General features: G+C 39.7%; 10 protein-coding genes and 2 pseudogenes. 5 read left to right on the forward strand and 7 right to left on the reverse strand.

Translation table 11 applies throughout. The annotated features are described in order from the left end of the window. Positions 1-289 precede the first annotated feature (289 nt). Positions 290-2,383, reverse strand: a complete 2,094-nt coding sequence (locus EAL87_RS04480; RefSeq protein ID WP_162972607.1) for a carbon starvation CstA family protein — start codon at positions 2,381-2,383, stop codon at positions 290-292. 185 nt (positions 2,384-2,568) lie between these two features. Here EAL87_RS04480 and EAL87_RS04485 point away from each other — a divergent pair, with 185 nt between their 5' ends. The 5 genes from EAL87_RS04485 to EAL87_RS04505 all read left to right on the forward strand — a co-directional run bounded on the left by EAL87_RS04485 (position 2,569) and on the right by EAL87_RS04505 (position 6,194). Next, positions 2,569-3,222 (forward strand): amino acid ABC transporter permease, encoded by a 654-nt coding sequence (locus EAL87_RS04485; protein WP_120913253.1) that lies wholly within the window; start codon positions 2,569-2,571, stop codon positions 3,220-3,222. A gap of 2 nt (positions 3,223-3,224) precedes the next feature. After that, positions 3,225-3,896, forward strand: coding sequence for an ABC transporter permease subunit (locus tag EAL87_RS04490; protein ID WP_120913255.1), 672 nt, complete (start codon positions 3,225-3,227; stop codon positions 3,894-3,896). 1 nt (position 3,897) lies between these two features. Then, the gene (locus EAL87_RS04495) at positions 3,898-4,644 is read left to right on the forward strand and encodes an amino acid ABC transporter ATP-binding protein (RefSeq protein ID WP_120913257.1); all 747 of its coding nucleotides are present in this window, start codon (positions 3,898-3,900) and stop codon (positions 4,642-4,644) included. A 48-nt stretch (positions 4,645-4,692) separates the two neighbouring features. Further along, positions 4,693-5,526 (forward strand): transporter substrate-binding domain-containing protein, encoded by an 834-nt coding sequence (locus EAL87_RS04500; RefSeq protein WP_120913358.1) that lies wholly within the window; start codon positions 4,693-4,695, stop codon positions 5,524-5,526. 116 nt (positions 5,527-5,642) lie between these two features. Further along, positions 5,643-6,194, forward strand: a complete 552-nt coding sequence (locus EAL87_RS04505; RefSeq protein ID WP_120913259.1) for a hypothetical protein — start codon at positions 5,643-5,645, stop codon at positions 6,192-6,194. 223 nt (positions 6,195-6,417) lie between these two features. Here the strand turns inward: EAL87_RS04505 and EAL87_RS04515 are convergent, their stop codons facing one another. From EAL87_RS04515 to EAL87_RS04540, 6 genes and pseudogenes are all read right to left on the reverse strand, one after another. Next, positions 6,418-7,641 (reverse strand): sugar MFS transporter, encoded by a 1,224-nt coding sequence (locus EAL87_RS04515; protein ID WP_120913263.1) that lies wholly within the window; start codon positions 7,639-7,641, stop codon positions 6,418-6,420. Between the two features lie 129 nt (positions 7,642-7,770). Beyond that, positions 7,771-9,078, reverse strand: a complete 1,308-nt coding sequence (locus EAL87_RS04520) for an NCS2 family permease (RefSeq protein ID WP_120913265.1) — start codon at positions 9,076-9,078, stop codon at positions 7,771-7,773. A gap of 471 nt (positions 9,079-9,549) precedes the next feature. Beyond that, positions 9,550-11,432 (reverse strand): annotated as a pseudogene (locus tag EAL87_RS04525) (outer membrane protein). Between the two features lie 169 nt (positions 11,433-11,601). Further along, a pseudogene (locus EAL87_RS08225) lies at positions 11,602-11,862 on the reverse strand (hypothetical protein); the annotation flags it as partial. Positions 11,863-11,890: 28 nt separating this feature from the next. Beyond that, entirely contained in the window at positions 11,891-12,592 is a 702-nt protein-coding gene (gene deoD / locus EAL87_RS04535) for a purine-nucleoside phosphorylase (RefSeq protein WP_120913269.1), read from the reverse strand. After that, a complete protein-coding gene (locus EAL87_RS04540; RefSeq protein ID WP_120913271.1) occupies positions 12,589-13,830 on the reverse strand; it encodes a phosphopentomutase in 1,242 nt (413 codons plus the stop codon). The genes deoD and EAL87_RS04540 overlap by 4 nt, the downstream gene beginning before the upstream one ends. Between the last annotated feature and the right edge of the window lie 3 nt (positions 13,831-13,833).

Here is a 13,833-nt window from a genome sequence, read left to right on the forward strand (position 1 = left end):
GCATTATTTTGATGCTGTCTCCTACGATATGATAGGCGTTTTTTAACGCTGTTCCTCTCTAATCTCTATATATCAAATTTCTTTTCAAGCAAAAGCCCTTTTTAAATCATACCCATTAAGCAAAATACCCATTATCTTCATCATCTTCAAAATTGAGCTTTTAAAAAAGCAAGCGATAGCTTTTTAAAAACCAGAGCAGAAATCCCAAGCATCTTTAGTGTTTGGGTGCTTCACGAACAGGGTCAAATTTTTTTATGGATTTAAAGGGGGGTTAAAACCCCTTTTTTATTCAAGCGGCTTTGATATAGGGCGTTTCAGCCAGCGGCGGGTAAATTTGATTTTTAAAATAAGCGTTTGAGCAAATCCTAACGCTCACGATCAACACTAACAACGCCACAAACATGAAAAACACGCACAAAATCGCATCAATCGCATGGTTAAAAAAGGATTTTTGGAGCGTTTTTAGCGCTTTTTCATCGGTAGTGAGCGCGATTTTTTCTTTAATGATTTGCATTTGAGCCACATGCGAAACGTTATTAAGCACGCTGTCATCACTCTTTGGCACCACCTTTAAAACACCGCTATAAAAAGTGATTGCTAAAATCAAAACTGCCGGCAAAGCGCTTATCATCGCCCCTTTAAAACGCCCCATTTTAAACAACACCACCGTAACCAACAACAACGCCATGCCCGCTAACATCTGATTGCTCACGCCAAATAAAGGCCATAGCGTATAAATCCCCCCTTTAGGATCGATCGTGCCTTGATACAAGAAATACCCCCACCCTACCACGCACAAAAGAGTGGCAAAAATCCCAGCCTTATAAGAGCTAAGATCGCCCAAAGGCTTATAAACATTACCGAGCAAATCTTGGATCATGAAACGAGCGGTTCGTGTGCCAGCATCCACAGCGGTTAAAATAAACAAAGCTTCAAACAAAATCGCAAAATGGTACCAAAACGCCATCACGCTTGGATCCCCTAAAATGTGATACACAATCATCGCTAAACCGATCGCAAAAGTGGGTGCCCCACCGGTGCGGCTCAAAATGGAGCTTTCGCCGATGTTTTTGGTCATCTCACTGATTTCTTCAGCGCTGATATTAAACCCCCATGAGCTAATCACCGAAGCCGCATCAGCTATATCTTTACCGATGCTCACTTCTGGCGAATTGATAGCGAAATAAAGCCCTGGGTGTAAAATCCCTGCGCACACCAACGCCATAAGAGCCACAACGCTCTCCATCACCATAGAGCCATAGCCCACTAGCCTGGCGTCGCTTTCTTTAGCGAGCATTTTAGGGGTCGTTCCTGAAGAAATTAAAGCATGAAAGCCGCTAATCGTCCCGCAAGCCACCGTGATAAACAAGAAAGGGAACACGCTTCCTGCAAACACAGGCCCACTGCCATCTACAAAGGGCGTGATTTTAGGGATTTGTAAGGGCGGAGCGACAAAAATAATGGCCACAACCAACACCCCTATAACGCCAATTTTTAAAAAAGTGCTTAAATAATCTCGTGGAGCGAGTAAAAACCATACCGGTAAAATAGAAGCCACAAAACCATAACCCATGATCATCCACGCTAAAGAGCTGGCTTCAAAGGTGAAGATTGACGCTAATTTAGGATCTAAAGAAATGTATTTGCCCGCATAAATTGCTATAATCAACAAAATAAAGCCGATAACAGAAACTTCTGAAATCTTATGCGGCCTGAAAAACCGCATGTAAAGCCCCATAAGAATCGCAATGGGAATGGTCATAGCGATCGTAAAAAAGCCCCAAGGCGAATGCGCTAAAGCCTTCACCACCACCATCGCTAAAATCGCAATGATAATGAGCATGATCCCTAAAATGCCAAGACTTGCGATCATGCCTACAAATTGACCCATTTCAAGCTTGATCATTTCGCCTAAAGACTTGCCATCGCGCCTAATGGAAGCAAAAAGCACCACAAAATCATGCACGCAACCCCCTAAAACCGAGCCTATCAAAATCCATAAGATAGAGGGCAAGTAACCCATTTGAGCGGCTAGTATCGGGCCTACTAAAGGGCCAGCCCCAGCAATAGCGGCGAAATGATGCCCAAAGGTGATGGCTTTATCGGTTGGCACAAAATCCTTGCCGTCATTCCTTATACATGCGGGCGTGGCTCTGTTATCGTCTAGCTTTAACACCCGATAAGCGATAAAATGGCTATAAAAACGATAGCCTATACTATAAATGCAAGCACTCGCTACTACAAGCCATAGCGTGTTAATGCTCTCGCCCTTGTGTAAGGCTAACACCCCTAAACAGATCGCCCCTAAAATAGCGGCAAAAACCCAAGCCAAAGAAACTAAACTTTTTTGCATGTCCTCTCCATTTAATGATTGTTTAATCATTGTTGTTAATTTCAGCCAGTTTTTTTATTATAATCCAAAATTTCTTTGAATAGGAATAGTGGCAAAATAGCTCATAAACTTCCCGCTTAAAGGCTTGGGTTTTCCAAACTTCTAACAATTAGGGCAAGTAAGAGCCGTTTTAAACATGATGCTTTAAAGCGTCATTAATTTTAAGGTATAGCGTTATGGCATTAGATTGGGATTTTATGTTTCACTCCATCCCTGCGTTTTTTAAGGGGTTAGAACTCACGCTTTATATTTCTTTCTTTGGGATTTTGCTCTCTCTTTTGGTGGGGTTTTTGTGCGCGATCATTTTGTATTTTAAAACGCGCTTTATCTCTCCTATCGTCTATATCTATGGCGAAATCGCTAGGAACACGCCCCTACTCATCCAGCTTTTCTTTTTGTATTACGGGTTGAATGAAATCGGTTTGAGCGCTTTAGAATGCGCGATTTTAGCGTTAGGGTTTTTGGGTGGGGGGTATATGAGTCAAAGTTTTTTACTCGGGTTTAAAAGCCTAGCTTCCATTCAAAAAGAAAGCGCTTTGAGTTTAGGGTTTAGCCCTTTGAAAATGATGTATTATATTATTCTGCCTCAAAGTTTAAGCGTTTCTATGCCTTCTATAGGGGCGAATGTGATTTTTTTACTCAAAGAAACTTCTGTAGTGGGCGCGATAGCCCTAACCGATATCATGTTTGTGGCAAAAGATTTGATTGGCATTTATTATAAAACAACTGAAAGCCTTTTGATGTTAAGCACCGCTTATTTGATCGCTTTGCTCCCTTTAAGCGTTTTGTTTGTGATCTTAGAGCGTTTCTTTAAAAAGAAAGTGGCTTAAAAATGGGAGTTTTATTAGAGTTAGATAATCTTAAGCGTTTGTTAGAAGGGTTTGAGATCACTCTTTTGATCGCTCTTAGCTCTGCAATGATTTCAATTATTTTTGGAATACTTTTGGGGAGCTTGATGGCGTTTGGTTCTAAAATAATGGTTTTAATGTGTCGTGTGTATTTAGAAAGCGTTCGCATCATCCCGCTTTTAGCATGGCTTTTTATTGTGTATTTCGGGTTAGCGAGCTGGTTTGATTTGCATATTAGCGCGGTTTTGGCGAGCATTGTCGTTTTTAGCTTGTGGGGGGGCGCTGAAATGATGGATTTGACTAGAGGGGTTTTAACTTCCGTGAGCAAACACCAAGTAGAAAGCGCTCTAGCCTTAGGCATGGATTCAAAAAAGGTGATTTTTAATATTATTTTCCCTCAAAGCTTTTTGTCTTTATTGCCCTCAAGCCTTAATTTATTCACGCGCATGATTAAAACCACGGCCTTAGTCTCTCTCATTGGAGCGATTGATTTGTTAAAAGTGGGCCAGCAAATCATAGAGCTTAACCTCTTACGCATGCCTAATGCGAGCTTTGTGGTTTATGGCGTTATCTTAATGTTTTATTTTAGTTTATGCTATAGTTTGAGCCTGTATAGTTCCTATTTAGAAAAAAAATTCCAATACATTAGAGGGTAAAATGAGCGTGATTTTAGAAACCAAAGGGTTAAAAAAAACCTATCAAAACCATTTGGTTTTAGACGGCATCAATTTCACTTTAAATAAGGGTGAAGTGGCAGTGATTTTAGGGCCTAGCGGGTGCGGGAAAAGCACTTTTTTAAAGTGTTTGAACGGGCTTGAAAAGATTGATGAAGGTGAAATTCTTTTTGAAAACACCAACCTTAATACGCCAACTACCAACTGGAATAAAATGCGCCAAAAAATAGGCATGGTGTTTCAAAATTATGAATTGTTCCCGCATTTAAACGTGCTGGATAATATCTTACTCGCTCCTTTAAAAGTGCAAAAACGATCCAAAGATGAGGCCATTTCTCAAGCCATAGAGCTTTTAAAACGAGTGGGTTTGGAACATAAACAACAAGCTTACCCCAAAGAATTGAGCGGCGGGCAAAAACAACGAGTAGCGATCGTGCGTTCTTTATGCATGCGGCCAAAAATCATGCTTTTTGATGAAGTAACCGCCTCTTTAGATCCTGAAATGGTTAAAGAAGTTTTAGAAGTGATTTTAGAATTAGCCACAACGGGCATGAGCATGGTGATTGTAACGCATGAAATGAAATTCGCGCAAAAAATCGCTCATAAAATCGTGTTTTTTGATAGCGGTAAAATCGCTGAAGAAAACAGCGCTAAAGAATTTTTTAATAACCCTAAATCTCAAAGAGCGCAAAAATTTTTAGAAACTTTCCATTTTTTAGGGAGCTGTTAAATAAAGTTTGCTAAAAAGATGATTTTAATTTCAAAAAAAGGTGTTTTTATGAAAACAAACGGGCTTTTTAAGGTATGGGGGCTGTTTTTAGTTTTGATCGCTTTAGTCTTTAGTGCATGTTCTGATAGCCATAAAGAAAAAAAGGACGCTTTAGAAGTCATTAAACAAAGAGGGGTTTTAAAAGTGGGGGTTTTTAGCGATAAGCCTCCTTTTGGCTCTGTGGATTCTAAAGGGAAATATCAAGGCTATGATGTCGTCATCGCTAAACGCATGGCCCTTGATTTATTGGGCGATGAAAATAAGATTGAGTTTATTCCTGTAGAAGCTTCAGCTAGGGTGGAATTTTTAAAAGCCAATAAAGTGGATATTATCATGGCCAATTTCACGCGCACTAAAGAAAGAGAAAAAGTCGTGGATTTCGCTAAGCCGTATATGAAAGTCGCTTTAGGGGTGATTTCTAAAGATGGAGTCATTAAAAATATAGAAGAGTTGAAAGATAAAGAGCTGATTGTGAATAAAGGCACGACAGCGGATTTTTATTTCACTAAAAATTACCCCAACATCAAACTTTTGAAATTCGAGCAAAACACAGAGACTTTTTTAGCCCTTTTAAACAACAAGGCTATCGCTCTAGCCCATGACAACACTTTATTGCTCGCTTGGGCGAAACAACACCCCGAGTTTAAACTAGGCATTACAAGCCTTGGCGATAAGGATGTGATCGCTCCAGCGATTAAAAAAGGCAACCCTAAGCTTTTAGAATGGTTGAATAACGAGATTGATTCCCTCATTTCTAGCGACTTTTTAAAAGAAGCTTATCAAGAGACTTTAGCGCCTGTTTATGGAGATGAAATCAAGCCTGAAGAAATCATTTTTGAATGATTTTTTAGGTTTTGCTTGACAGAAGCGCATTTTTGTTGCTAAATTAGCGGTTTTGTGATCTTTTTGTTTTTCATTTTGAGATACATTTGTTTGATTTTACATTGAAAGGATTGTTGATGAGTTATTTTTATAAGCGTTGTTTGAAGTTTTCATTAGTGGGGTTGCTAGGGCTTTTGAGCGTTCAGCTTGATGCTAGGAGCTTTGTTGATGGGGATTTAGACATTCAAAAATTCAGTTATGAAGATTCTCTGCTTAAAAAGGGAGATCCTAATGGCGTGCATAAAGTGCAAGTGCGTAATTATAAAGGCAAAATGCAAGAAGCTGAGATCCACTCAGAGATACGCATCGCGCTTAAACCGGGGGTTAAAAAAGAAGTTAAAAAAGGCAAAATTTATAGTGCTCAAATCAATGACGGCATGTGCTATGCTTTTAGAATGCTCCAAACCGGCGATAATACCACAGGCCTTGATTCTAAAGAGTTCCCCAAACAAAGTCGTGAAAAAAAGGGTCGTGTGATCACTTTAATCGGTAAGGATGAAGTGCCTTATCTTATCTTAGAAACCGATTGCCAAGTGGGTGATATTGCAAAGATCTCTTTGGTGGGTAATTTTGATGGCACTGGGTTTCTTACGGAATATAAATTCAAGGACGCTAAACCCATTTACTAATCTTTATTCTTTGCTTCATTCTTAAAATCTCTTAATCTTTTGTGGTTAGGGGATTTTTCCTTATTCGTTGGGGATATTTTTGATCGCATCTTAAAAATTTTAAAATTTGCATGCCTTTTGGTTTCAAACGCTGATCAATAAAACCTTATTTAATTTAGCATTTTTAAATTTTTTAAAACAAGCTAAAAGAAAGAAAATAAAAGAGAAACCCCCCCCTTTTTTTTTAGGAGTTTTCTTCTTGCTTATACCCTTTAAGCGCAAAGAAGAGGATATAAAAATAGCACAATAACGGCACACCATAAGCGTAGAGCAAATTTGATTCGGTTGCTGTTAGCATGTCTGTAACCACGCCTTGAATGGGGGGGATTAACGCTCCTCCCACAATCGCCATGCTAATCACTCCAGAAGCCTTAGAAGTGAGATGCCCTAAATTGAGCGTAGCCAAAGAAAAGATGGTAGGGAACATGATAGAGTTGAAAAAGCCCACAAAAGTCAGAGCGAATAAAGCGATCTTGCCTCCAATGAGAATGGCTAAAGCAATGAGGACAATAGAGCTTAAGGCGTTGAAAGCCAGGTATTTATTAGGGGCAACTTTATTCATCAAAACACTACCTAAGAAACGGCCCACCATCGCGCCTCCCCAATAATACACCAAGTAATGCGCGCTTGATTGAGGGTCTAAATTCAAAAGCTTTTCAAAGCTTAGCACCAAGAATGAGCCAATCGCAACCTCTCCTCCCACATAGAAAAAGATCCCTAAAGCCCCAAAAACAAAGTGTTTGTGCGAAAACAAGCTTTTTTGCGTCGTCTCTTTGGGCATTTCTTTTTCCACATCAGGCAATTTCAAAAGATACATGATGAGCGCTAAAAGAAGCGAAAACACCGCCAAGCCCAAATAAGGCATTTGAACGCTTTTAGCGTCGGCTAATTTATCTATCAAACTTGCATTATCGCCCATTTTAGTCGTGCTAAAAATCAACAAGCTCCCAAAAATAGGCCCTAAAGTCGTGCCAAGCGAGTTGAACGCTTGAACTAAAACCAAATTTCTGGCTTCTTTGCCTTTAGAAAGCAGGGTTACAAAGGGATTACCGGCGGTTTGTAAGCACACAATCCCGCTCGCTAAAACAAACAACGCTCCTAAAAAAAACCCATAAGAGCCAAAATGCGCCGCTGGATAAAACAACGCGCACCCGCTCGCTGTGATCACAAAACCAAGCACCACGCCAAAAGGGTAGCCGATTTTACTGATCACATTCCCAAAAACTCCTCCCATGATAAAATACGCCCCAAAAAAGCAAAATTGAATGAGTGAAGCTTCAAAATAGGTCAAGTCAAAAATGGGTTTTAAATGCGGGATTAAAATATCGTTTAAAACCGTGATAAAACCCATTAAGAAGAATAACGCTGTTAAACTCCCCAGCGCCAAAGTGTTAGAAGTTTTTTGCATACCATTTCCTTTTATTGAACTGATACAATAATAATAATGCTATTGTAATTGTTTTGAGATAATAAACTACCCAAATCAAGCAAAAGAGCTATAAAATGGGTAAAAAATGCAAAGTTCTTTAAAAAGAGCTTAACGAAAGATAAATACAGAAACAGAAATGATGCAGAGAATGATAATGCCAGAATTGAGGGCTTTGAAGTCTTTTTGAACTAATTTGATGATACCATAAGACAAAAAGCCAAAAGCTAAGCCATCAGCAATGGAGAAAGTTAAAGGCATCATCACCACGGTTAAAAAAGTGGAGACGCTAATAGCCATGTCTTTAAAATTCACCCCCTCTAACACGCTAAACATCAAAACCCCCACTACCACTAGCACCGGATAAATCGCATTGCCAGGAATGGCTTTTAAAAGGGGTAAGCAAAAGAGCGTTAAAACAAAAAATAGTCCGGTAAAAACCGCTGTAAGCCCTGTGCGGCCCCCCTCTTCAACCCCACTCGCGCTTTCTATAAAAGCCGTCGTGGTAGAAACGCCCACCACCGCACTCCCTAAAGAAGCCACCGCATCCGCTTCTAAAGTCCTTTCTAATTCCTTATTTTTTTCTTCATCATTGAAAAAATCAGTCTTGTGGCCAATCCCTGCAAGCGTGCCTAAAGAATCAAACAAATCGGTTACAAAAAAAGTGATGATGACTGGCACTAACGCTAGAGTGAAAGCCCCGCTCGCATCAAAAAAAATGCCCTTAAAGTCTAATTGAAAAGCGATAGGGCTAATGCTAGCGGGCATGGAAAAAAACTCGCTAGGGTAAGGAGCCAGCTTTAAAACCCATGCGAGAATGGAGGTGATTAAGACCGCTATAATGAAAGAACCCTTGATCTTAAGCGTGTAGAGCGCAAAAGTTACAATGATCCCCACAACCCCTAATAACACATGCGGATCGCTAAAATCGCCTAAGGTTACAAGCGTAGCCTTATGGGTAACGACGATATGCATTTCTTTAAGACCAATAAATGCGATAAAAGCCCCTATCCCCGCGCTCACCGCACGCCTTAAGTCGATAGGAATGCTTCGCATGACCCAACTTCTAAATTTGGTGAAAGACAAGATCACAAAAATCGCTCCAGAGAGCGCTACGATGCCTAAAGCGCTCTGCCAAGGGAGTTTTAACCCTTGAACTAGCCCAAAGCTAAAATAAGCTGACAGCCCTAAGCCTACGCTCATGGCGATGGGGGTGTTTGCCCATAACCCGTTAAACACGCTCGATAAGATAGTGATAATGGCTGTTGCGCTTAAAAGGGCTTCATAAGGCATGTTGGCGTGAGAAAGGATAAGAGCGTTTAAGGGCACGATGTAAATCATGGTGATAAAAGTCGTTAAACCCGCTCTAAACTCGGTGGCAATGTTAGTGTTGTGTTCTTTAAGCTTGAAAAACCCCATGTTAGATAACTCCTTACTATTTGGTATAGATTAATTTAATAAGGGGCTTTGGGGTCATGCTAGCGCTATTTTATTTTAAATTGCCTTAAGACGCTTGATTGTGTTGTTTAAATCAAAAAGAGTGAGTAAAAAACCCTTTTTTTTAAAAACTCCGCTAAAAAACGATCGTTTTTAATAAAAACCACAAAAAAGCTCATTTTGTAAGGTAATTTTACTCTTTAGTGGTTTTTGAGAGAGCGTTTTTTTTAAATTTGATGGGTATGGTTTTGAGAAAGATTGTTGCAAAACAAACGCCCCCCACAAGTGGATTTATGGGGATAAATTCTAAAAAGGAGTTTGCCATGGAAAATTAAAAATGGCGGAAGCGTTATACCTTAAAATTTCATTTTTGGGTTTAATGATTGTTTTTTGAAAATTTTTAGCTTTAGAAATTTTTTAGAAGTTTAAACCCCCTCCTTTAAAAGAGAGCGTTTAATACGCAAACACATAATTGAGATACACGCTATAAAGCCTCCTATATTCTAGTTTAGTGTCTAGAAAAGAATAGTAATTCGTGTTAATGGTAGGGATTTTCACGCCTAATTCCATGCCATGTTGAGCCGCATGATGGCTATCTTTTTTCTTAGGTCTAGCGAGATTGGTTCTCAAGCCCAAATTGAATAAAAATTGGAAATTAGCCGTATTCACTTTAGCGCTATAGACATTGCTGATGGTTTTTAAATTCACAAACTGAGAATTAAGCCATATGAAGTCCCTGCTAAGGCGATACCCCCAAAAAGCCCGAAAGAAAGCTTGTTATCCTTGCCTAAAAAATTGGTGTTTTTATCATTGATGAAATTAAACAATAAATCGCTACCCACCCCATAAGTCCACACATCAGAAGCCGAATTAAAAAAGCTGGATTTGATATAAGCATGGTTGTAATCAAAGAAACCATAATACCTTAACCCCCATCTTTTCTTTTCCCCAAAAAATTGCTTATAACCCACTTGCACCCCAAGCCCGTTCATCGCCCCGTTATTGGTTTGAGAACTAATGATACCCACTCGTCTGAAAGGGTTATGACCGAGTTCTTGAACAATGGTGTTAGCGAGGGTTTCAGCTTGATTGATTTGAGGCGTTTGGCTAGAAAAAGAAGCGTTGCTATTTTCTAGCGAAGTTAGAGTTTGTTTCACGCCCGCGCAGCCTTTCCCCCAAGTGTCATTAGAAACGCTTTCGCTTAAAGCATTCGCGCTGCATTCTTCTATATAGTTTTTAAGAACTCCTGTAGAAATTCTGTTAAAATCGCTCCCCACTTGATTGGCTAGTTTTAAAACCGCTGCTTGAGATTGAGCGTTTTTGAGCATGCTTTGAGCCAAAGCGATACTATCAGGAGAGTTAAGGTTGAAATGATTGGGTTGGGCGATGCTTTTTAGTGGGGTGGTATTAAGTTGTTGGGTTTCTTGAACGATGTTTTGAGCGTTACTAATCATCTCTGAAATAGCGCTAAATTCCGTGCCAAAAACGCTGCACGAATTTTGGTTAGCGCTTGTTTGCCATGAAGGGGTGTTTGCGTTACTACTACCATTACTAGACTTCCCTTTCAATTGCGGGCAATTGTCTTGAAGGGTGTTGATGATGGTTTGCGCTTGGGTTAAAAGATTTTGCGCATCGTTAATAAAAGTATCAGTTATGCTAACTGTAGTGTCAGCAGCATTGTTATTGTTATTATTGACATTAATGTTTTGAGCGTTGGTTGCTGTTTTAATGGTTACTTCCACCGTTTTTTTTGTATTGCTTAAAGCAGGGAGACCTTGTTTCAAAGCGGCTTGGATGATTTGATACGCTTTATTGAGCGTTGCAAATTGTTCAATGGACAGATGAGAATTTTTGCCTGCTGCAAGTAACCCCACAGTCCCACCGCAAGTGATCGAATTTGAATTTTGTCCTGGCTGGTTGTAAAAAGTTTCCGTGGTGTTGTGATTGGGCTTATCCGTATAGCCTCCGCATATGATCGCATAAGCTATGCTATTCCATAACCCCACCGTGGATTGGAGCGCTAAAAGCGTGGCTTGATAGGCAGGGGAATTGTCTGTTTTGTCAATTAAATTTTGCGCGCTTTTGTTTAAATTGCCAATCGCTTGATTGATCGCTGTGGCGCTTGTTGTTGAGCTAGCGCCATTATCGTTGGCCAAAAGCTTGTTTAATTTCTCGTAAGCGTCTGAAAGTTTTTGTACCTTGTCGGCGTTTTTCACTTTTTGAACCGCTTCACCGATTTGATAACCCACGCTTAAAAAAACGCCGTTGTCTTCAGCATGGAGCAATGACGCCGCAAGAGTTAGAGAAAGTAGAATCGTTTTTTTCGTTTTTTTCATAAGATGTTCCTTAAAGTAATGTTTTATTGCAAAAATGTATCAAAATGAGAATTTATTTACAATGCGTTTAATTTTACCACAAATTTATTGGATTTCAAAAAAAGTTTTAGGGTGTTTTGATGCGCTCAATCAAGCTTTTAAGAGTGTTTTTAATTTAATTGGGATTTGGTTTTAGAAAGATTGTTGTAAAATAAACGCCCCCATAAGTGCAATTATGGGGATAATTTTTAATGGGAGTTTGCCATGAAAACAGAAAATGGTAAAAACTCTTGGAAAACATTATACCTTGAAATTTCATTTTTGGGGTGTAAAATTGTTGTTTTATTGAAGCGGTAGTTTTGTCAAACGAAGTTTCTGTAAAACGATAGCTTTTGTTTTTCCAAAGTTCCCTTAAAGCTTTTAGCTTTAAGGGTTTTCCTTTAAAGTTTATCCTTAACTTATGGGGGCAACAAAAAAGGCTAACTCATCATCTCTAAAGCTAGAGTGATCATGTTATCAAAGCTTTCTACCCTTTCTTTAGGGCTTAAGGCTTCTTTAATGATTAAGTGATCTGAGACTGAACATAAGCATAAAGCCTTAGCGTTTAGTTCCATCGCCGTGGCGTATAACCCTGCCGCTTCCATTTCAATAGCCAAGTGGTTGTATTGGGCCATCAAATCAAAGGCATGCGTTTCAAAAGAATAGAAAAAATCGCTTGAAAAAATATTACCCACTTTCAAATCAATACCCAAACGCTTTGCTGTTTGATACGCTCTTAAACTCAATTCAAAATCAGGCGTTGCGCTCAAATCGTGGTTTAAAAAACGCACCCGATTGGTTTTAGAATCCGTTGAAGCTCCAATTGCCATGATAATGTCTTTCAGGCCAACTTTTGGGCTAATCGCCCCGCAAGTGCCAATCCTTAAAAGCTCTTTAACCTGATAGGTTTTAATGAGCTCAGTAACATAAATCGTGCATGACGCAATGCCCATGCCATGCCCCATTAAAGAAATCCCCTTACCCTTATATTTCCCGCTAAAGCCTAGCATGTTACGCACATTCGTGATCTCTTTGGCGTCTTGTAAGAATTTTTTCGCAATGTAGCTCACCCTTAAGGGATCGCCGCATAAAAGGCATTGAGGGTGAAAATCGCCGATTTTGGCGTTAATGTGAGGGGTCATGGTTGTCCTTTAAAGTTTAATAAGTTTTTGCCATAATCTAAGGGGCTTAATCCCAAAAAGTGAGCGATACTCTGCCCAATATCCGCAAACGACTCGCTCTTGCCTAAAAAGGTGGGTTGCAAATCTTTATGATAGAACAAAACAGGAATGTATTCTCGTGTGTGATCGGTGCCTTTAAAGCTGGGATCACACCCATGATCGGCGCAAAGAATGAGCAAATCGTTTTCCCTTAAATTTTCTAAAACCTCTTTTAAGCGTGCATCAAAATACTCTAAAGCGTTAGCATACCCGCTAATATCGCGCCTATGCCCATAATCGCTATCAAAATGCACAAAATTCGTAAAAATCAAGCTGTTGTTTTTAGCGTTTTTGATTTGCTCTAAAGTAACATCGCACAACTCCATCAAACTACCGGCTTTGAACTTTTGAGTGATCCCCACATGAGCGTAAATATCAGCGATTTTTCCAATGCTAATGACTTCGCCCTGCTTTTCTTCAATGAATGTTTCAAAAAGCAATTTTTTATGGGGCTTTATCGCATAGTCTTTGCGCTTGGCGGTGCGTTTGAAATTGTCTTTATTTGTGCCAATAAAGGGGCGCGCGATCACTCTGGCAATCTTTAGAGACTCTAGGATTTGAAACGCTTCTTCACAAAGAGCGTATAAATGATCAAGCCCAAATTTTTCTTCATGCGCAGCGATTTGAAACACCGAATCCGCTGAAGTGTAAAAAATGGGGTATAAAGTTTCTAAATGCTTTTCGCCTAAATCTTTAATGATTTCTGTCCCTGATGCGTGGCAATTCCCTAAATAGCCCTTAATCTTAGTTTTGTGCATGATTTCATCTAAAATTTCTTTAGGAAACGAATGAGTTTTATCTTTAAAATACCCCCATTCAAAAAGAACGGGCGCGCCCATCATTTCCCAATGCCCAGAAATCGTATCCTTAGCGCTAGAAAGTTCTTTAGCATAAGCGTAAGCCCCTATTAAATTGGGTTGTGGTTGGAAACCCAAAGGCAATTCATTTGCAGCCTTTAAAGCGCTCAACCCTAAACCCAAACTCTCTAAATAAGGCAACTTCAAAGCCCCATTGCGATCGTTAGAATCAGCCAAGTTATTAAAACAAGCCTTAGCGATATTGCCTAAAGTGTTCGCCCCCAAATCGCCAAAATCTTTAGCGTCTTCGCTAGCCCCTATACCAAAAGAATCCAATAATAAAACCACCACTCTTTTTTGCATGCT

Source organism: Helicobacter pylori (assembly GCF_003636935.1).
GTDB lineage: Bacteria > Campylobacterota > Campylobacteria > Campylobacterales > Helicobacteraceae > Helicobacter > Helicobacter pylori_CH.

What these genes read in the sequence shown, in the direction of transcription:
- EAL87_RS04480 (WP_162972607.1), bottom strand. Translation starts at nt 2,383, where the DNA reads ATGATTAAACAATCATTAAATGGAGAGGACATGCAAAAAAGTTTAGTT.
- EAL87_RS04485 (WP_120913253.1), top strand. Translation starts at nt 2,569, where the DNA reads ATGGCATTAGATTGGGATTTTATGTTTCACTCCATCCCTGCGTTTTTT.
- EAL87_RS04490 (WP_120913255.1), top strand. Translation starts at nt 3,225, where the DNA reads ATGGGAGTTTTATTAGAGTTAGATAATCTTAAGCGTTTGTTAGAAGGG.
- EAL87_RS04495 (WP_120913257.1), top strand. Translation starts at nt 3,898, where the DNA reads ATGAGCGTGATTTTAGAAACCAAAGGGTTAAAAAAAACCTATCAAAAC.
- EAL87_RS04500 (WP_120913358.1), top strand. Translation starts at nt 4,693, where the DNA reads ATGAAAACAAACGGGCTTTTTAAGGTATGGGGGCTGTTTTTAGTTTTG.
- EAL87_RS04505 (WP_120913259.1), top strand. Translation starts at nt 5,643, where the DNA reads ATGAGTTATTTTTATAAGCGTTGTTTGAAGTTTTCATTAGTGGGGTTG.
- EAL87_RS04515 (WP_120913263.1), bottom strand. Translation starts at nt 7,641, where the DNA reads ATGCAAAAAACTTCTAACACTTTGGCGCTGGGGAGTTTAACAGCGTTA.
- EAL87_RS04520 (WP_120913265.1), bottom strand. Translation starts at nt 9,078, where the DNA reads ATGGGGTTTTTCAAGCTTAAAGAACACAACACTAACATTGCCACCGAG.
- deoD (WP_120913269.1), bottom strand. Translation starts at nt 12,592, where the DNA reads ATGACCCCTCACATTAACGCCAAAATCGGCGATTTTCACCCTCAATGC.
- EAL87_RS04540 (WP_120913271.1), bottom strand. Translation starts at nt 13,830, where the DNA reads ATGCAAAAAAGAGTGGTGGTTTTATTATTGGATTCTTTTGGTATAGGG.